This is a genomic window from Dyadobacter sp. LHD-138, from assembly GCF_030929615.1.
GTDB lineage: Bacteria > Bacteroidota > Bacteroidia > Cytophagales > Spirosomataceae > Dyadobacter.
Genome location: NZ_JAVFVU010000004.1, coordinates 106,277 through 123,951, shown reverse-complemented (window position 1 = coordinate 123,951; position 17,675 = coordinate 106,277). Strand labels below are relative to the sequence as shown.

General features: G+C 43.5%; 15 protein-coding genes. 4 read left to right on the top strand and 11 right to left on the bottom strand.

Going from position 1 to position 17,675, the window contains the following annotated elements; genetic code table 11:
* Window positions 1-17 precede the first annotated feature (17 nt).
* On the top strand, window positions 18-782 hold the full coding sequence (locus RB622_RS03295) for an SDR family oxidoreductase (protein ID WP_308045080.1): 765 nt from the start codon (window positions 18-20) through the stop codon (window positions 780-782).
* Window positions 783-1,066: 284 nt separating this feature from the next.
* On the top strand, window positions 1,067-1,543 hold the full coding sequence (locus RB622_RS03290; RefSeq protein WP_308045079.1) for a DUF1440 domain-containing protein: 477 nt from the start codon (window positions 1,067-1,069) through the stop codon (window positions 1,541-1,543).
* Between the two features lie 6 nt (window positions 1,544-1,549).
* Here RB622_RS03290 and RB622_RS03285 read toward each other — a convergent pair whose 3' ends face one another.
* From RB622_RS03285 to RB622_RS03255, 7 genes are all read right to left on the bottom strand, one after another.
* A complete protein-coding gene (locus RB622_RS03285; RefSeq protein ID WP_308045078.1) occupies window positions 1,550-2,320 on the bottom strand; it encodes a glycerophosphodiester phosphodiesterase family protein in 771 nt (256 codons plus the stop codon).
* A 144-nt stretch (window positions 2,321-2,464) separates the two neighbouring features.
* Window positions 2,465-3,451: a Gfo/Idh/MocA family oxidoreductase gene (locus RB622_RS03280; protein ID WP_308045077.1), complete on the bottom strand. Its 987-nt coding sequence runs from the start codon at window positions 3,449-3,451 to the stop codon at window positions 2,465-2,467.
* Window positions 3,452-3,486: 35 nt separating this feature from the next.
* Window positions 3,487-6,201 carry a PQQ-dependent sugar dehydrogenase gene (locus RB622_RS03275; protein ID WP_308045076.1) on the bottom strand — a complete coding sequence of 905 codons (2,715 nt, stop codon included), beginning with the start codon at window positions 6,199-6,201 and terminating at the stop codon, window positions 3,487-3,489.
* Between the two features lie 211 nt (window positions 6,202-6,412).
* On the bottom strand, window positions 6,413-8,728 hold the full coding sequence (locus RB622_RS03270) for an FdhF/YdeP family oxidoreductase (protein ID WP_308045075.1): 2,316 nt from the start codon (window positions 8,726-8,728) through the stop codon (window positions 6,413-6,415).
* Between the two features lie 2 nt (window positions 8,729-8,730).
* A complete protein-coding gene (locus RB622_RS03265; RefSeq protein ID WP_308045074.1) occupies window positions 8,731-9,099 on the bottom strand; it encodes a DUF7009 family protein in 369 nt (122 codons plus the stop codon).
* Between the two features lie 21 nt (window positions 9,100-9,120).
* The gene (gene fdhD / locus RB622_RS03260; RefSeq protein WP_308045073.1) at window positions 9,121-9,951 is read right to left on the bottom strand and encodes a formate dehydrogenase accessory sulfurtransferase FdhD; all 831 of its coding nucleotides are present in this window, start codon (window positions 9,949-9,951) and stop codon (window positions 9,121-9,123) included.
* A gap of 11 nt (window positions 9,952-9,962) precedes the next feature.
* Complete coding sequence (locus tag RB622_RS03255; protein WP_308045072.1) at window positions 9,963-10,565, bottom strand: NTP transferase domain-containing protein; 603 nt, start codon at window positions 10,563-10,565, stop codon at window positions 9,963-9,965.
* Window positions 10,566-10,764: 199 nt separating this feature from the next.
* On the opposite strand from RB622_RS03255, the gene RB622_RS03250 reads away from it, so the two are divergent.
* Both RB622_RS03250 and mnmA read left to right on the top strand, forming a co-directional pair.
* Complete coding sequence (locus tag RB622_RS03250; RefSeq protein WP_308045071.1) at window positions 10,765-11,808, top strand: hypothetical protein; 1,044 nt, start codon at window positions 10,765-10,767, stop codon at window positions 11,806-11,808.
* Window positions 11,809-12,142: 334 nt separating this feature from the next.
* On the top strand, window positions 12,143-13,258 hold the full coding sequence (gene mnmA, locus RB622_RS03245; RefSeq protein WP_308045070.1) for a tRNA 2-thiouridine(34) synthase MnmA: 1,116 nt from the start codon (window positions 12,143-12,145) through the stop codon (window positions 13,256-13,258).
* Window positions 13,259-13,362: 104 nt separating this feature from the next.
* Here the strand turns inward: mnmA and RB622_RS03240 are convergent, their stop codons facing one another.
* The 4 genes from RB622_RS03240 to RB622_RS03225 form a co-directional block, all read right to left on the bottom strand.
* A complete protein-coding gene (locus RB622_RS03240) occupies window positions 13,363-14,670 on the bottom strand; it encodes an amidohydrolase (protein WP_308045069.1) in 1,308 nt (435 codons plus the stop codon).
* Window positions 14,671-14,860: 190 nt separating this feature from the next.
* A complete protein-coding gene (locus RB622_RS03235) occupies window positions 14,861-15,508 on the bottom strand; it encodes a lipid-binding protein (RefSeq protein ID WP_308045068.1) in 648 nt (215 codons plus the stop codon).
* 13 nt (window positions 15,509-15,521) lie between these two features.
* Entirely contained in the window at window positions 15,522-16,157 is a 636-nt protein-coding gene (locus RB622_RS03230; protein ID WP_308045067.1) for an immunoglobulin-like domain-containing protein, read from the bottom strand.
* Between the two features lie 19 nt (window positions 16,158-16,176).
* Window positions 16,177-17,664 carry a SusD/RagB family nutrient-binding outer membrane lipoprotein gene (locus tag RB622_RS03225; protein ID WP_308045066.1) on the bottom strand — a complete coding sequence of 496 codons (1,488 nt, stop codon included), beginning with the start codon at window positions 17,662-17,664 and terminating at the stop codon, window positions 16,177-16,179.
* Window positions 17,665-17,675 lie beyond the last annotated feature (11 nt).

The following is a 17,675-nucleotide window of genomic DNA, read 5'->3' as shown; positions in this document are numbered from 1 at the left end:
AATTTAAAACAAATCAGATGGAACCAACGAATAAAATAGCCCTTGTAACCGGCGGCAGCAGAGGACTAGGAAAAAATATGGCGTTAAGCCTGGCACAAAAGGGGAATGATGTAATCATCGTATACCGAAGTAATGAAAATGAAGCCAATGATGTAGTAACAGAAATTGAAAAAATGGGCTGCAATGCTGCGGCATTACAGCTTGATGTTGCAGATTCAAAATCGTTTGATCATTTCTTTGAGGATATTACCGCCTTGCTCCTGCATAAATGGAAACGCTCCACTTTTGACTTTTTAATCAACAATGCCGGAATTGACCGTGCTTCCTCCATTAAGGATACTACCGAACAGGATTTCGACGACCTGATGAACATCCATTTCAAAGGGGTATACTTTCTGTCTCAGAAAGCGTTGCCGTTCATAGCTGACGGAGGACGCATTGTTAATCTTTCAACGGGACTGGCGCGGTTTGCGACACCGGGTTACGCCGCTTATGCCTCCATGAAAGGCGCCGTCGAGGTATTTACGAGATATCTTGCGAAAGAAGTCGGGGCTCGCGGGATAACCGCCAATGTAGTGGCGCCCGGAATTATCCACACCGATTTTACCCAAAAAGCGTTTGACGCGCATCCGGAATTAGAAGGTTACATGAATTCGATCACCGCTCTGGGACGTGTGGGGATGCCGGAAGATATCGGCGGCATTGTTGCCTTTCTTTGTTCCAAAGAGGCAGGATGGATCACAGCGCAACGAATTGAAGCCTCGGGAGGCATGTTTTTGTAAACGAATTAAAAGCGCTCCCGATAAAATTTAAGGTCAGAATCTGGTGCCACAAGCGGACCAGATTCTGACCTTAAATTTTACATAAATAAAACCAGATATCTATTGCATTTTCCTCCAAGAAGGATCTATTTTATATACTGATATTCAACACCGTAGATCAGATTCAAGGAGAAATGATACGACTGTAATGAATGACATTAAAAGTGCAAAATATTGTACACAAACATTTCAAAGAAGATGAATATTTTGTATCTTAATTGCATAAATCAGTAACAATAAATGCTATGAATGATCGTTCTCCGTTCCCGACAATTGTCCTGGCAGCATTTCTGGCTGGTTTGCTGGATCTCGTACTTGCCATTATTGTTTACTCCGTATTTCTTGACAAAACCACCGCAGTGAAAATCCTTCAGTCCGTTGCCAGTGGTGCCTTTGGAAAGGCAGCTTATGAAGGCGGGATCAAAATGGCCGCATTGGGTATTGTCTTCCATTTTGCTATTTCACTGATGTTTACGCTTTTCTATTTTTTCGTTTATCCGCGTCTTGCTTTTTTACGCCGGCACGGTGTGATAAGCGGCATTGTCTATGGCATTTTTATCTGGATGGTCATGAACCTGGTCGTACTTCCGATCGCATTTTCAGGTATGCTGCCAATGGAACCGGGTGCTACGATGATCGGGATCAGTATCGTTATACTTGGCGTTGGACTCCCTATTTCACTTATCGCGCACTTTTATTTTACCCGATCGACGCAGTACTAAACTGGGTTATTTAACCAATTCCAGTAACAATTCAGGCTCATTGGTCGTGATGAAGTCAACCTTTTTGTCAACAAACCATTGCATTGTTGGTTTGTCATTGACCGTCCAGACGTTGATAGCCAATTTTTTGCTCTGTAATTCGTCGATCCAGTTTTCATTTTTCTTGTAAACCGAATAATGGTAGTCTGTGCCGGACAGCTTTGCTGCCTGGATTTCTGTCGGCGTTTTATCTCCGTTAAGATATTCGACATGCGCTTTCGGAGCCAGTTCTTTTACTTTCAGGCAAACATCAAAATCGAACGCGATATAGTCTGTAATTTTTTCAACTTTAAGGGCTTTAACCATCTCAACACATTTCTTGGTCAAAGCCAGAGAACGCTCCTTGCTAATTCTTGAAGTCTTTATTTCCAGAATCAGGCGCGTTTTCTTTTGTTTGCTGCCCGCTTTCAGATATGCTTCAAGCGTTGGGAGGCTTTCCCCATTTCCGAGTTTGATCTGCGATAATTCCTGTGCGGTCGCTTTTTCAATATCCGTTCCTTGAATGGTGTGGTCATGATTTACAAAAATCACAGAATCTACGGACATGTGTACATCAAATTCGCTGCCATAGCAGCCCAGTTTGATCGCATGTTCAAGCGCTGCTATTGAATTTTCTGTCGCTCCGGTGTTTTTCCAGGCGCCGCGGTGGGCAATAACTTTTGATTTATTTTGAGACATACCTTCGAATGTAATCAGGCAGAAAAATAAAGCTGTGAAAACAAGAATATTTTTTTTCATTGCAAATGAAATTAATGTTTTTAATACAAGATTCGTTTGGCCTTAATCTATTCGTTTTCGGATAAATAGCCAGACGGCGAAAGTAATATATTTAAGCTGGCAGGATGTTAGCTTTGTATTAAGAATTTATTTAAAAGCTTCCATTTACATAGAAACCGGTTTCCCGCCCTTGCGTTTACTTTTGTCAGCCGCATCAATAAAGCTAAATATTTCAAGGGTCTGTTCCCGCGAAACTGGAACTTTACCTGTTTGAAAAAATGAAATAATTTCGCCGACCAAAGGTTCATAACCTGAAAATGGACCTAATGCAGCAATTCCCTTTTCGCCAAAAGCCGTGCCGGCAATGCTGGAAGCGCCCTTTCTGATTCCACGCACGGTTCCGATCCGGCCATCTTCCCAGACTCCAGTTACCAAATCGGTTCCATCCCGGTGCACACGCGAAATCTCTTTACAGCCGGGTCCCATCACGGTAAACAACATTTCAACACCATGGATGGCATACCAGGCCAGATCTGCATGGTTTTTATCAATTTCAGCCGGTGTATACACATCCGCGCCGGTAACTTTACCGATAGAACCAGCGACCACTTTTTGGACATTCAGATCAAAACGTAAAGCCGACGAAGTGAAAAGCGGTGTGTTGTACTGACTGGCGACTTTGAAAATTTCATGTGCTTCGCCCAAAGACGGAGCAATGGGTTTATCTATAAATATTCGCTTACCGGCTTTAAATACGGGTAATGCCTGTTCAAGATGGGGACGCCCATCGTTACTTTCGAGCAAAACCACATCCACCTTGCCTAACAATGCTTCGATCGAATCTACGATTTCAACACCCTGCGCTTTAACCGCTTCGGTTATCTTAGGTTTCATATTGATGGCCGAGGCGATGTCCCGGCTTCCATGGGGATAGGCAGCCACGACTTTGTAACCGCTCATTTCCACACCTCCATTGTTGATCATTTTGGTAAAAACTTCACTGTGCGAGGTGTCAAGTCCGATAATGCCAATGCGTTTTCCCGCTGTCGGAGCATTGGAAAAACTGAAAGCATCAATGGCGGGCACAATGCCCATACCTGCGCCGACAAGGGCTGATAATTTTAAAAAATTGCGGCGGTTATTTGAAAACATATGGCGTTAGGAATTAAAAATGAACAATAACCGGTTTACTTTTTTTCAAAATAGATCCAGTCAAGAAAGAAAAGGCCAACTTTTGATTTATCGGGATTTGAAAAAGTAAAATACAAGTCATGAATACCCGAAGTTGGTTTCATCGCTACATCAATCTCTTTCCAATCTGTTTTTACATCTTTTACGTGACCTTGCGGAACATTTATGCTGCCAATAATTTCACCGGTACTGCTTCCTTTTCTTACTTCGATCAGTCCACCGGCACCTTCCTGCTGTAACCTGATCTTTATTCCTGAAATATGGGTCAGATCCACTTGTTTAAAGCTTACAAATTTCACGTTTTTACCCCAGATGGAGGATACATAACCGGTGTTCAGTGTCGCAATAACCACATTGGCACTACCTTCCTCATAGTCTTCCATTTGCACCAGTGGATTTCGAAGTACGATATGGTTGCTGCCTTTGAGTGGCTCAATACCGTTCGCACCCTTATCCGTGTACCCCGCCTGCAGCACATAAGCTCCCTCTTTGCCCTGGCCGATATGTTCAGCTAATTTTAGTTGCCCCTGCAAAGGCAGCTGTGTTTTTTGTTCAGACAATGAAAGGATATACTTTGCAATTTCTCTCGCATCTTGCTCCGGCAGATCCGTATGCGGCGGCATAGGGTAACTGCCCCAGTTCCCACTTCCTCCTTTTATAATTTTCTCCGCAAGTTTTTGTTCATAACCCGTCTTTCCGGTATATTTTTTGGATATTTCCTTTAAAGCAGGCCCGATGGATTTGGTATCCATGGTATGACAGGCTTTGCAATCCAGAGAAGCATAAAGCTTTTCGGTAGCGGCATATTTTAGATTACCGTGACTGGCGCCGGAAAGTGCAGAAGCAAGATCTTTTCCAAAACTCAGGTAATTAAAGGATGCGGTGATTTTAGATTTATCAATCGTTTTATCCTCCGGATCTTTGACACTGATCTCATAATCGAAATGGGTGTTGTCCCAGTAAAAACTACGGTTTGCTGTGCTGTTAATGGAAATATCCGGCGGGGTATTGCCTACTTTTACCTGCGTGGTGGCGGTGCCTGTTCCGCCATTCTGGTCTGAAACTGTAAGAGAGATATCGTAAATACCCGGTTTGGTAAAAACATGCTTTATTTCTTTTCCGGAAAGCTTTTTACGCCCGATCTTCCATTCAAAAGAAAGTTTGTCATTCGGGTCGTGATCTTTTGACTTTTCGGCGGATAATGTCACCGCCATCGGTGCCGCCCCGTATCTCTTATTTATTTGTATATCTGCGATCGGATTACGGTTTCCTTCCGAATATTCGACACGAATTAATCCTGCGTCCGTGTTTTTAGCGAACCAGTTTGTCCCGTAAGCGAGCATGTAAATAGCTCCATCGTGTGCAATTTTCATATCCATGGGGGCGATCACCTTTAAATGAGGTAAAAACGGTTCCATACTTACATAATTCCCGTCTTTATCCAGCGTCACAGCCATAATCCACTTTCTAATCCATTCATAGATAAAAAGCTTTCCATTGTAATATTCCGGAAGTTTGTATTTGGCGTTCGGGTATAAATCGCTGTAATAAACCGGCCCCGCCATGGCACTTGCGCCGCCTTTGCCAACCATCGGCCAGCGTTTCGACTCTCCTTTGCCATACCAGATCATTGCCGGCTGTGCAGCCGGTAATTCTTTTATACCTGTATTATTGGGAGAATTGTTGATTGGACGTAGTGGATCCTGCTTTGGTCCTTCCTTTTTTGTCGCAAAATCATATTTTGGGAATCCTTCGTTGTTGCCAAGAAAATAGGGATAACCAAAAAAACCGGGTTTTCGAGCCTGGTTAATCTCGTCATAGCTAAGGAAGTTTTCTTCAGCCGGCACATTGCTGTCCGGGCCTACATCGCCCCAATAGACAAAATTATTTTTCGGATCGACGGACATTCGGAATGGATTCCGGCAGCCCATCACAAATATTTCAGGATATCCGATGGAACCGTCCTTTGGAAAAAGATTGCCGTCGGGAATCGAATAAGTTCCGTCTGCCTCTGGTTTAATACGAAGGATTTTCCCTCTGAAATCTTTGCTATTCGCTGTTGTCCCCTGGTCGTCAGAAAGCTGTCGTCCCGGACGCTCATCGGTTGGGTTATGTCCTTCAATTTCTTCCGCATTGGTATTGTCACCTGTTGATAAATACAACAATCCGTCGGCTCCGAAAGTAAGATATCCTGCCGAATGGCAACAATAAGTCCGCTGTGTTGGTATTTCAAGCAGTACTTTTTTCGACGCGACATTGAGCTGATCACCCGTCAGTTCGTAACGTTCCAACTGGCTGACATTTTTATTTCCTGCCACGCCATAATAGAAATAAATCCAGTGATTTTTTTCAAACCCCGGATCAGCAGCCACACCAAGCAAACCATCTTCAATCCCGCTGAAAACATTAAGGTGCGCAATGGTTTTAATCTGCTTTTCCTTGGCGTCATAAAGTTTGACCGCGCCTTTTCGTTCAACGATAACAACATCCAGATTTGGCAAAATAGCCATTTCCATAGGTTCATCCAGGCCTTGCGCAAGCATCATGTGCGTGAAGCGGCTGCTGTCAGGTATGGATGCAGAGACACTAAGGGCATTTTCCCGGGAAAAATCAGTCAGTACAGATTTTTCCCGGAAGACATTTACCGATGTAGTCGAGGCGATCGCACCGGCCAGCAATATCCAGTGGTTCAATTTGAAAGAATTCAACATATTAAGGGTTTAGGAATTTTGAAAACAAAGTAAAACTTAATATTTTATTTTATTTTTATAACTACAAATAAAATTTAAATTTATTAAGTTATCAAATCAAAGCGTTATTATTTTGACAGATTACCTGCTTAACCTGATCAGATTGAGTAAAATAGATCAACCCAAGGCTTAAACCCTGGGTTGAATGAGAAGTATAAACGGATTTGGACGTTTAATTTGATGCGAGATGTTTTTTTACTTTTAAAATGACTTGCTTTGAAGTCGGTGTATTGCTCTTGTCCGCGACACTGGTTAAGGGTACAAGGACATTTGTTTCGGGGAAGTACGTTGCCGCACAACCTTCCGGGATCGGATATTTTACAACGATAAATTTATTGGCAATCCGCTCGATACCTTCATGATTATTGATCAGATCGACCACATCTCCATCCATTAACCCACGATCGGCTATATCTTTTTCATTCATTAAAATAACCCGTCTTTCATTGTAAATTCCCCTGTAACGGTCATTCAACCCATAAACCGTGGTATTAAACTGGTCGTGACTGCGAATGGTCATCATCATCAGCTCGTCCTTTTTCATGGCCAGTGTGGTAACCGGTGCAATGTTAAAGTGTGCTTTTTGCGATGTTGTGTTAAAGCTCCCTTCCCGGTTGCAATTCGGGAGGTAAAAACCGCCTGGAATTCTTACCCTTTCGTTATAATTTTCAAATCCTGAAATGGTTTGTTCAATGGCTTCGCGAATGGCGTCATAATGTTGTGCGTATTGGTCCCAGTTTACAGGTCCCGAATCCCCAAACAAAGCTTTTGCCAGCCTGCATACGATGACCGGTTCGCTTAGCAAGTCATCTGATATCGGCTTCAGAACCCCTTTTGACGACTGCACAACACCCATGGAGTTTTCGCAGGAAACGAACTGATTTTCCCCGTTGACCATATCGACATCACTTCGCCCGAGACAAGGCAAAATAATAGCTTCCGCACCATGAACCAGATGACTTCGGTTCAGTTTCGTGGAAACATGCACCGTTAAGTCACAGTTTCGCAATGCCTGCGCCGTAAAAACGGTGTCCGGCGTGGCAGACAAGAAATTACCACCCATAGCAAGAAAGACCCTGGCCTTACCCGCATGCATGGCTTTGATGCTGTTCACCACATCCAGACCGTGTTCTCGCGGTGGAGAGATGTTGAAATTTTCTGCAATCTTATCCAGTAAGGCATCGGACGGTCTTTCAAAAATACCCATGGTCCGGTCTCCCTGCACATTGCTGTGGCCCCGAACGGGACAGGTTCCAGCGCCGGGTTTGCCAATACTGCCCTTTAGCAAAAGCAGATTAACCACTTCCTTGATGGTATCCACCGCATTTTTATGCTGTGTTAATCCCATTGCCCAGCAGGCGATAATTTTGGTTTTTCCTTTTAAAATTTCGGCCATTTCAGTAATCTGACTTAAAGGAATGCCCGATATATTCACCAGTTCGTCAAGATTTTGTTCGCTGATATGGCGTTTGAAGTCATCAATACCGATCGTATTTTCTGCAATAAAATCAAGGTCAAGAACAGATCCCGGATTTTTATCTTCTTCCCGAAAAAGCAATAACTGGACCGCTTTCAAAAGCGCCATATCACCGTTGATCTTGATAGGTAAAAAAAGACCTGTCAGCGAAGCGTCGATATCCAGAATCCCTTTTACAGTCTGTGGGTTATTGAAACCCATTAAACCCGTTTCGGGCAAAGGGTTAACCGAGATAATCCTGGCTCCGTTTGCTTTCGCCTTTTGAAGGGCGGTTAACATGCGTGGATGGTTTGTACCCGGATTCTGGCCCAAAATAATAATCACCTCCGACTCATAAAAGTCGGCAAGTTTGACCGAGCCCTTCCCAATCCCCAACGATTCGCCCAGTGCAACACCGCTGCTTTCGTGGCACATGTTGCTGCAATCCGGCAGGTTATTGGTGCCAAACTGCCGAACCATAAGCTGGTACAAAAATGCTGCTTCATTGCTGGTGCGTCCTGAAGTGTAAAAAATGGCTTCGTCAGGTGATGCCAGACTATTTAAAGAGGCTGCAATTTTTTCAAATGCATCGTCCCATGAAATGGGTTGGTAATGTGTAGCACCTTTTGGTAAAAACATAGGCTGGGCAATCCGGCCTTTGCCTCCGATTTCGTAGTCGGATAACCGGGCCAGATCCTGAACTGGATTTTCCTTAAAAAAAACAGTAGTTAATTTCTTTGCTGTTGCCTCCTCCGCTACCGCTCTCGCACCATTTTCACAATATTCGGCGATGCCGGAACGCTCATCGTCAGGATCAGGCCAGGCGCAGCTCGGACAGTCGAATCCGCCTTTCTTATTGAGACTCCAGAGCGCCTTCATTCCTCTTCCCAAACCTGCTTCGCCTATGACTTTTTCTATGCTGGAAACAACCGCCGGAATGCCAGCTGCAATGGTTTTTATTTTTCCTTTTTTTAAGCCGGTAAAGGTTTCCGGATTTTCAGCACCCGGTATTGACGAATTTTCTGAGCTCATAACTAACAGGTTTTACTCGGGTTTTCATAATTATCAGACTGGTCTTCGGTCGTGTTGTCCAGGCATTTAAAATCCTTTTCCACCAAAAGATACAACGTCTCTGTCTCGCTTATCCGCATGGTCGCATCAAAACCGACCACCTGATTTACTGGCCAGTCCAACAGCAATGATCCAGGTACTTCCATCGTAATCCGGTCATTTTTGTAAGAAGCGGTTAAGGCCGTAATCCCGGCACTTTTTTTAAGACAATAACCGAAAGAGGCATTCCCAAAAGAAGTTTTTTCTTCCACAACACCTTGGTTCACAAGCTTGTAAACTTCCGATTTCGATAACCTTATTCTGATCGAATTGCCCTGAATGCGTATTTTCATGTTATTTATTCAAAAGACAGGTCAGATGATAATCCGCTGGCTGCCTGTGTAAATATTAAATTTTTCATTCCCCAAAAAGCCGATTAAGGTAATACCAAAATCCTCTGCGAGCCGCAAAGCCAGGCTCGACGGTGCGCCAATGGCCGCTACGATCTTTATTCCAGCCATACTGGCTTTCTGAATCAGTTCAAAACTTGCCCTGCCGCTAAGCAGCAGAATCGAATTTTTCAAGGGTAATTGTTTATTTAAAAACGATGTACCAATGACCTTATCCAAAGCGTTATGCCGCCCCACATCCTCTCGCAGCAACAAAAAATCGCCCTGCTGATTGAACAGTGCAGACGCATGCAGACCGCCCGTGTTCTGAAAAACTTCCTGCCGCTTTTTCAGTGCATTCTGTAAATTGTAAAATAAATCCGCTGCAACCTGAATCGTATCATCCTGATTCTGATAAACTGAAACTGTTTTAATCGCCTCAATGCTGGATTTCCCGCAAACACCGCAGCTGGATGTGGTGTAAAAATTCCTTTCAGCCGTATGAAGCTGCGGGATTTCATTTTCATTAAAAACCACTGTCACTTTATTTTCGTCAAATAAATCAGTTCTAATATCGGTGATCTGATCCGATTTTTTGACGATACCTTCCGTAAACAGAAATCCGGCTGCGAGTTCCGCGTCGTTTCCGGGTGTGCGCATCGTTACAGAAATGCTCTTGACAACCGGATTCCCCTGATTTTTATAGCTGATCCGAATTTCCAGCGGCTCTTCGACGGCAAGCTGATCGGTGAAATCAACGATGCTGCCAGAACTCACTTTTCTAACCCTAATATGCTTAACCGAATTATTTTGCATGCACTGTATTTCTAAAACTGATTTTTTCGGGTTATTATCTTTTTTGCCGCCTGATAGTCCTCCGGCGTATCAACACTGACTATATTTCCCGGCCTTGGCGGATCGTATTTTCCAGCATTGTGCTCTCTTAGAAAATGTTGCAGCGAATACTGCTGCTTATTGAACATATTCAAAAGCTTTGCTCCGGATTTTTGCGAATACCAGGCCAGCAAGGGTTCATACATTGTGTTTTCCTTTTGATAAAAGGCAAATGCTATTCTTTTACTATCCAAAGATTTTAGAAATTCTTTTAAATCCTTGTTACTGATGTAGGGATAATCACAACCAACAACAAGAAAATTCTGATCCGGAAATGTGGCAAAAGCGGTCAGCAATGCAGCCATCGGGCCAATATTTTCATAGACAGGTAAGTCGGCCAGAACTGCATACGGTTTGGCAATGCTTTCCGCCTGCTGGCGGTTGCAGGAAATAAAAACCTTATCACATATCCATTCCAGCATTTCATAAACATAATACCGTTGTTGTTTTCCGTGATAGTCGATTAAACTTTTGTCGCTTCCCATTCGTGTGCTTTGTCCGCCACAAACAACAAGTCCATACAGTTGCTTTTTCATGTTTTGCTTATCGTTATGCAATTTGGTTAGAGCGGGCCAATCTTTCCATGTCAACAGACAATATAAAGTTAACAGTATACAAAACTTAAAAAAAGATAATCCGATGAAGCTTTTATGAAAAAATGATGGTGTAAATGATTAAAAAGAGTAGGTTGGTCCAATTTAAACAAATGCCTGTGATATTTTGTAAATTGCATATATGGAGACAAGCGATGTTAAGATTTCACGGAAGAAGCCAATTTATCCGGTCAGTGTCGAGTTGAGAAAATATCTTCGTTCTTACCAACGAGAGGCGCGTTTGCCGGTTGGTTATAATGATTTGCTTAACTTTTATGAGTCTTTCCCGGTGATTGACAAAAATGGAAAGGACACCCTTTGGGAGAGTCCGTTGTATCCGCCATATGATATAGAAAGGCTTCACAATGGCTTGAAAAAGGCGTATGCGATGCTGAAGGCTTCTGGTAATCTCAGGATTGTTGAGCACAAATACATTGATAAAATCGAGTATTGCACTTTTGGCAATTCGAATCCGTTCCGGATCAAGATCGTTAACCGGCTGAATGATATTTATGATTATTTTTATGTGAAGCGTGCGGATGCTTCGCGGATCTATGGCCTGGAACTTGAAGAAATATTCTCTCCAAATCAGGTCAATTATCTTGTAGATGGCAATTCATTAATTGAAGAGCATATTGCAGGCATTCCGGGTGATGTATTTTCGAAAACGCGCCTGGATCATACGGATTATAACCCTAAACGTATTGCCAAAGAATTTGTCAAGTTTAATGAGCGTTGCATGATCACGCTTTTGGGGGATATGCGGGCCTATAATTTTGTGATGCAGATAACACCGGATTTTGACGATTTTCAGTTCAGGCTGCGTGCCATCGATTTTGACCAGCAATTTTATGAAGGAAACTTAAAGGTGTATCAGCCTCAGTTTTTTAAGGAAAATCTCCCGTATGTAAAGTTGGCGATGGAACATTTGACTGACAAGACCGTGCTCCAATACCAGCAGGAAGAGCAGTCTTCTATTGTACATCAGGTAAGAAGTGAGCGGCACCGGCTGGCGGCTTTGAGAGACGTTTCTAAAAAAGATAAAATATCAACATCGGAAAAAATCCTCGAACTACGTGCTGGTTTAGCCCAGTATTACAACAATCCAGATTATTATAAATGCCTGACAATGACTGACATTATCGAACTAAATGTAAAAAATGTGATACGACAGGTCAGGCTTTGATTTTAATGGTTAAGTATCTGGGCGTATTTTACTTCACACTAACAAACTGATACAGAGTTAATTATTTACATATAAAGGATTTATCAGGATCTTGTACTCGCAGGGGTTAAGGAAGTCGGCCAATTTTGTACCATCGGTGCATTTCGTTGGTAGCAATATTGGGGATGCAATTGTTTCACTCGTTCCGTAGGAACGTTTGGTGCGCTTTCGGGAATTGTTACGGCAAATCCGCTATGATTAACTATCTTTGCGGAACCAATCAGATAATTTTCTCTGTTTGCATTTTTCAAATTAATCAAAATCGGAAGGCGTTCAACCTTCGCTGATTCCCGCAATGAGTAAACACGGACGAATTTTAGTCGCCATGAGTGGCGGTATCGACAGCTCTCTGGCAGCTGTCATGTTACACGAACAAGGTTATGAGGTCATTGGTATGACCATGAAAACCTGGGACTACGCCAGCAGTGGCGGCACCAAAAAAGAAACAGGCTGCTGCTCCCTTGATTCGATCAATGATGCAAGAAGTATTGCCGTTGAACTTGGATTTCCACATTATATATTAGATATCCGTGCAGAATTTGGCGATTATGTAATCGACCATTTTACAGGAGAATATCTTGAAGGACGTACGCCAAACCCTTGCGTTTTGTGTAATACGCACATCAAATGGGATGCACTTTTAAAACGTGCCGATCGTTTGGATTGTGAGTTTATTGCCACAGGTCATTATGCGAATATGCAGTTTAATGATGGTCGTCATTATGTTTCCAAAGGCATAGACAGCTGGAAAGATCAAAGTTATGTGCTTTGGGGTGTTTCGCAGCAGAGCCTTAGCCGGACGAAACTTCCGCTGGGATATTTGCATAAAACGGAAATCCGCGAAATGGCCCGTGAACGTGGTTTTATAGATCTGGTAAATAAGGCGGAAAGTTATGAAATCTGTTTCGTGCCCGACAATGATTATCGTGGATTTTTGAAACGCCGTATCCCTGGTTTGGAAGCGGAAGTAGCAGGCGGAAACTTTGTATATGAAGACGGAACCATTGTGGGAAAACATGAGGGTTATCCTTTTTATACGGTTGGCCAGCGTAAAGGTTTAGGCATAGCGCTAGGCAGGCCGGTTTTTGTGACAGAAGTTCGCAAGGACACCAATGAAGTTGTTTTGGGAGACTTACCGGATCTCTTCCGTGATGGCATGTATGTTGGCAAATTGAACTGGCAAAAGTACGACGGCCTTACCGAACCTTTGGAAACCGTAACAAAAGTGCGTTACAAACATGACGGCACGCCGGCACTATTACTGCCTGATGAACCAGGTAAGATCAAAGTTAATTTTCACGATGGTGTTAACGGTATCGCGCCCGGACAGGCTGCTGTTTTTTACGAAGGAGATGACGTAGTAGGTGGTGGCTGGATCATGAAGAATTTCAGACAAGACCGCGAAATATAAATTACCGGATTGATTATCCGGAGGAGTCAAGACCGGGCGTCCCCGTTTTTAAAATGGGGACGCCCAGACTTGACTTCACTTTTAGGCAATTCCTAATCCGCTCCTTATTTCTTACTTTTCTTTTCCATATAATCAAGTGCGAGTCTGCTCAGTGAGCGAACGCCCAGCACTATACCACTGTCATCGATAAAGAAGTCGGGCGTGTGGTGTGCAGCGGCTTTTAACGGATCTTTTCCTTTTGGCATTCCACCCAGAAAGAAGAAAAACCCGGGTACTTTTTGCTGATAATATGAAAAATCTTCCGCACCCGTTACCGCCGGAATCAGTTTTACATTGTCTTTTCCAGCCACATTTTGCAGCGTACCAATCATTTCTTCTGTTAACGGAACATCATTGAAGGTAACGGGATAAAGCGTGGTGATATTTACCTCTGCTTTGGCGCCTGCACTTTCTGCAATGTTGGTGGCAATATCCGTCACGCGCTTATGCACTTTTGTATGCATTTCCTCATCAAAAGTCCGGATTGTACCAATCATTTTCACCTGTTCAGGAATAATATTTTGCCTGATACCTCCATTGATGGCCCCGATCGTTACCACTGCCGGTGCTTTGGTTATATCCAGGTTACGGCTCACAATGGTCTGCAAACCCATCACGATTTGGGACGAAGTAACAATCGGATCCACACCAGACCATGGATACGCTCCGTGCGTTTGCACGCCTTTTACATCAATACTAAAGAAATCCACGGCCGCCATGGTTGCACCAGGCTTATAGGCAATTTTACCAACTTCGGTCTGGGAGTTAATATGCAGTCCAAAAATGACATCTACCTTCGGATTTTCCAGCACACCTTCCTTGATCATCAACTTCGCCCCGCCCTCTTCACCCTCAGGCGCACCTTCTTCCGCGGGTTGAAAAATAAACTTGACCGTCCCTTTGATATCACTTTTCATAGAAGCGAGTACTTCTGCAACACCCATCAAAATCGACATATGGGTATCGTGTCCACAGGCATGCATCACCCCTACTTTCTGTCCGTTATAGTCCGTCGTGACTGTGGATTTGAAAGGAAGATCTCCCCTTTCCGTAACCGGCAGACCGTCCATATCAGCACGAAGCGCTACAACCGGACCCGGTTTCCCTCCTTTCAACAAACCGACCACACCCGTGTGACCAACACCGGTCTGCACTTCAATACCCAAACTTTTTAGATGTTTTGCTATTTTTTCCGCAGTTTTAAATTCACGGTTTCCAAGTTCAGGATTTTGATGAAAGTCACGTCTCCATTCGACAATTTTAGGTTCAAGCGATTGCGCTTTCTGATCTATTTTAACGTTAAGCGGTAATTGTGCAAAAACAAAGGCAGGTGAAAAACCAAGCGAGAGTAAGAGGAATAGTCGTTTCTTCATGAGAAAGTTGGTGTAAGTTCTAAATGACTTTACCAAAATAGCGAAATAAACCGCTCTTCAATCATTTCACATCGGAACATATGACAATTTACCACAACAAAAGAGAGGCAATATCTTGCGATATGCCTCTCTTTTGCACTATTCAAATAATATTTAATCCTTTGAAATTATCATTGTTCAGTTGATAAGATCAATGCTCATCTTCACGGAAACCAGTACGGCGGTAACCGCGCAGGATGTAAGGACCATCCGGCTCAACGGCTGTACCTGTCATTTTCCAAACAACCGTGGTATCCGCTTTCCCAGCAACCGTTGTGATTTTATACTCGCTCGCCTGATACGTGTTAGCAACATAAGCACCTGTAATATGCAAGTACATGCTGTCTGTACGGGTTTTGGAAGGAGCAATGAAAGAATCCTTCAAAACTTTACCATCTGTGATCGTAACGGTTTGTGGAGTAGCTGAAAGCACTTTTTTATTTGTCCCCAATTTTACAACAGGTTTTCCGGCAGGAACAACAGGCTCTGCATAATCCAGATTCGGGCTGTTGGTTGAAGTAAAGGTAAGCGCATTAGGATCGACAGTCAATTTCGATTGCGCACCAAAAACATCATGATCAATAAACCACATTTCTGTGGCTACATTGGCAGCGGTATTGGATGTCGTAAACAGATTATAAGAAACTATAACCTTATTATCTTCATCCGCAAGCTGCAAAAACCATTCTCCTGATAATTTTTGTGTTGCTGTTCCTCCAATACTCGGCTCATCTCCAGCATCGCAGGAAAACAAACCCAGTGCTAAAAAGAATAGCCCTCCATATATTAACTTTTTCATATTCTCTATTTAGTTATTGTTTAACAAATGTCCGTATGGCATTCCCGTACCCACCGTTGATTACAGCCCAGCTATAACTAACACCTTCGATAATTGTGGCATTAATTGCCTCAAAGGCATTACCTGGTGTTCTCTGGTAAGGTACGCCCAGTTTTCCTTTGTCGTAGTAGTAAAAATATACGCCTAAACTAGGATCTGTAACGGCAACACCACCAACATTGTCAGCATAAAACAAGTTGCCTGATATTCTGGAAACATTACTCACACCCAGCGCACCGGCATTTCTTTTATATGCTCCTGAAATATCAACACCTTTTACAGCGGGGGCGATAACCCCAACATACCTGTATTCAGTAGAAGAATAACCATCTTTGTTCACAGCATCATACCGAATGGTGTAAACACCAGCTTTTGATACATCGACGGTTCCCGACGCCTTGGCCTGAATTTCAGTATCACCTTCTTTGGCAACAACACCCGGATCAGCCCATGTGCCTCCGACAGCGATTTCATTCCACTGCTCCCCTTTCAAGGTTATAATCGGGAAATAAGTGATGTCGGATATACCCTCGGTCACTTTGTCGGGTTCGCAGGCAAAAAGTAATCCCGTCAGGACCACCATTGCCATATATTTTATTCCTTTTATCATGATCTTTTTCTATTAAAAGTTATTTCATCCACCAGATTTTCGCAGTAACCAAAACAGGTGCCGGTGTATTGCCAGGGTTTACATCACGTGAAGCGGATGTATATAGGATTCTTTTTGGGAAAAGACCACTTGTTACTCCATTCACCGCATAAGTCCACTGACCTGGAATGTAATTGGCATTGCTGGCGGCCACAGGAGAATTTTCAGGATAGCCGGTACGCGCCTGATCCCAGAAAGATTCATAACCTTGTTTGAACATGGCTACCCATTTCTGATACATGATTGCTTTCAACTTCGCTTCCATTGTACCAGCAGTTGGGAATGCATACACACCACCCGCAGCAATTTTCGCCGCGTCGAAAGGAACCGAGAATTTAGCATAGGCAGCGGCTACCGCTTTATCATAAAATGATTTTGCCTCTGCATCGTTACCCGATCTCAGATGTGCTTCTGCCAGCATGAAATAAACTTCATCAAGACTGAAGAAAAAGAAAGGATCGGTAGCGGACATTTTGGTAACACTTGGAACATTCGCGCCAACCACTGTTGTACTTACATTGAAATCTCCCTGCGCCAGACCATATTGCCCCGTAGTTCCGGGAGTGAAATAGGCGTTTAAACGTGCAAAGTCATTATTTACTTCCAGGTAAGACTGCAAGGTTTTACTCAACCGAAGGTTGTTACCGGTATTCAGCTGGCGGATATTGCTTTCATAAAGTGGATTACTCCGATTTGGCTCATCTACAAACAGCGTAACAGCAGCCGGCGTAGTTAGAAACTCTGTATTGTTGGTCAGCATCGTTTTAATGGCAGCAAGTGCCGTAGCGGAATTTGGGCTGCTTGTCTGACGCAAATACATTTTCAGCTTTAGGGTATTTGCAAAACGCTTCCATTGTGCAATTTGGTCTGCTCCGCTAAGTTTACCGAATACAAGATCCGAGCTTACCTGAGTCGATTTGCCATTGTTGAAATCCAAAGCCAAAGCGGCATCCAGTCTTTTCAGTAATTCAGCATAAACCGCAGGACCGTCGTCATACTTAGGCGTTCTGGTCAGCTCGATATTCAAAGCTTCCGACATCGGTATTTTATCAAACCAGTCCGCCAGAATCTGAAAACCATATGACTGCACGGCTACGGCCTGAAGAACCAGATTGTTGTTTCCTGATGCAGTTGCTTTCGTCTTAACATCTTCGAAATCATTTAACCCGCCTGAGTAGAACTCCGTCCAAGCATTGTTATAAGCGGCCGGAGCAAGATCATAAGAGTCAATTGTTTTGTATTGCGTACTTACGTGCGCTTGTGTCCAGTGCTGAGACCACAAACCACCTAAAATTGCAAACGAACCACCCGTTACCGCCATCACAGAAGCCTGAGCCGCCGGCAATACGTATTCAGGTGCTACATTGGTTGGGTTGTTCGGGTCCTCGTTCACGTCAAGCCAGTTTTCACAGGAGCCCAGTGAAAATACGGCGAGAAGCAACAAACTATGTTTAAATATGCCTTTCATTGTGAGTCGAA

What these genes read in the sequence shown, in the direction of transcription:
- fdhD (WP_308045073.1), bottom strand. Translation starts at nt 9,951, where the DNA reads ATGCAAAATAATTCGGTTAAGCATATTAGGGTTAGAAAAGTGAGTTCT.
- RB622_RS03285 (WP_308045078.1), bottom strand. Translation starts at nt 2,320, where the DNA reads ATGAAAAAAAATATTCTTGTTTTCACAGCTTTATTTTTCTGCCTGATT.
- RB622_RS03265 (WP_308045074.1), bottom strand. Translation starts at nt 9,099, where the DNA reads ATGAAAATACGCATTCAGGGCAATTCGATCAGAATAAGGTTATCGAAA.
- RB622_RS03230 (WP_308045067.1), bottom strand. Translation starts at nt 16,157, where the DNA reads ATGATAAAAGGAATAAAATATATGGCAATGGTGGTCCTGACGGGATTA.
- RB622_RS03255 (WP_308045072.1), bottom strand. Translation starts at nt 10,565, where the DNA reads ATGAAAAAGCAACTGTATGGACTTGTTGTTTGTGGCGGACAAAGCACA.
- RB622_RS03250 (WP_308045071.1), top strand. Translation starts at nt 10,765, where the DNA reads ATGGAGACAAGCGATGTTAAGATTTCACGGAAGAAGCCAATTTATCCG.
- RB622_RS03290 (WP_308045079.1), top strand. Translation starts at nt 1,067, where the DNA reads ATGAATGATCGTTCTCCGTTCCCGACAATTGTCCTGGCAGCATTTCTG.
- RB622_RS03275 (WP_308045076.1), bottom strand. Translation starts at nt 6,201, where the DNA reads ATGTTGAATTCTTTCAAATTGAACCACTGGATATTGCTGGCCGGTGCG.
- RB622_RS03270 (WP_308045075.1), bottom strand. Translation starts at nt 8,728, where the DNA reads ATGAGCTCAGAAAATTCGTCAATACCGGGTGCTGAAAATCCGGAAACC.
- RB622_RS03225 (WP_308045066.1), bottom strand. Translation starts at nt 17,664, where the DNA reads ATGAAAGGCATATTTAAACATAGTTTGTTGCTTCTCGCCGTATTTTCA.
- mnmA (WP_308045070.1), top strand. Translation starts at nt 12,143, where the DNA reads ATGAGTAAACACGGACGAATTTTAGTCGCCATGAGTGGCGGTATCGAC.
- RB622_RS03280 (WP_308045077.1), bottom strand. Translation starts at nt 3,451, where the DNA reads ATGTTTTCAAATAACCGCCGCAATTTTTTAAAATTATCAGCCCTTGTC.
- RB622_RS03295 (WP_308045080.1), top strand. Translation starts at nt 18, where the DNA reads ATGGAACCAACGAATAAAATAGCCCTTGTAACCGGCGGCAGCAGAGGA.
- RB622_RS03240 (WP_308045069.1), bottom strand. Translation starts at nt 14,670, where the DNA reads ATGAAGAAACGACTATTCCTCTTACTCTCGCTTGGTTTTTCACCTGCC.
- RB622_RS03235 (WP_308045068.1), bottom strand. Translation starts at nt 15,508, where the DNA reads ATGAAAAAGTTAATATATGGAGGGCTATTCTTTTTAGCACTGGGTTTG.